The sequence below is a fragment of the Streptomyces sp. NPDC002130 genome (assembly GCF_040296465.1).
Lineage (GTDB): Bacteria > Actinomycetota > Actinomycetes > Streptomycetales > Streptomycetaceae > Streptomyces.
Map to the genome: position 1 here is coordinate 1 of NZ_JBEOXI010001122.1, position 1,133 is coordinate 1,133.

A 1,133-nucleotide genomic window follows, 5' to 3' on the forward strand; every position below is an offset into this window, starting at 1 on the left:
TCGGCGGGCATCGCCCGCCACTTGATCCCGTTATCGACCAGGTAGCGGATCGCATTGAGTATCGCCCGGTGGCAATACGCCTCCGGCTGCCCTCCACGGCCCAGCAGGTTCAGGATCTCCTTGCGGTTCCGTCGAACGTGCCGTCCGACGGGAGCTTGCCGCTGCCGTCGATCTCGCCGGCGGAGTTTCCGCTGAGCTTTGCAACGTACAGCGTTCCGGCGTCGAGCAGAGTCATGTTGTGGCGCATGGCTGCCTGACTCTTGCCGTCCTGCATCTTTCGACTCGAGACGAACTTGTACATGTAGTCGAAGCGCTCGTCGTCGCCGCTGTAGGCCACGACGGTTCCGTCCGACGTGGTGTAAATGGTGGCGGCTTCGTGCTTGAACCGTCCGAGCGCTGTGTGCTTGATCGGAGTCGACGACGGATCCCACGGATCGATCTCGACGACGTATCCGAATCGGTTGACCTCGTTGGGTTCTGCGACCAGATCGAACCGCTTGTCGAAGCGTTCCCACTTGCGCTCGGAAGCGGCGCCGGCCAGACCGTAGCGCTTCAGCCGTGCTGCGACCGTGGGATCGGTGACACCCTCGGCGTTCGCGAAGTACTGGTTGAAGTTCTCTTCGCCGGAAAGCACTGTGCCCCAGGGTGTGACACCGCCGGCGCAATTGTTGAGGGTGCCGAGCACTTTGGTTCCCGTGGGATCGGCACTCGTCTTGAGGAAGTCGCTACCTGCAGCGGGGCCGGTCACGACAAATTCCGTGGTTCCGGTGATGCGGCGGTTGTTCGATCCGATCTCCGGTACCAGCTTGCCGTTGTCGGATTCGCCCTTGACCTGGACGACCGACAGTCCGTGGCTGGCCAGGCCGATCTTGAACTGCTCCTCGGTCGGGTGCTCCGCATCGTAGCCGCGGAACATCGCCGGCTCGGTGGAGTATTCGTGATTGACCACGAGCAGGTAGGTGTTGGGCTCCCCGTCGACCGGGAGCAATCCGGCGAAGTCGTTGTTGAATCCGAACTGCAGTTCCTGTGCAGCAGCAGTTTGCTTGTCGAAGTCGAAGGCCGGGGCCACCGCGGGGCAGCACGGCGGGGAGCAGGGGCATCGCGGCATCGGCGACGGTGACGAGGTGCCGGGC

1 pseudogene is annotated in these 1,133 nt (G+C 63.3%); it reads right to left on the reverse strand.

Annotation, left to right across the window (positions count from 1 at the left end):
* Nucleotides 1-124: 124 nt before the first annotated feature.
* A pseudogene (locus ABT116_RS48930) lies at nucleotides 125-1,066 on the reverse strand (PhoX family protein); the annotation flags it as partial.
* Nucleotides 1,067-1,133 lie beyond the last annotated feature (67 nt).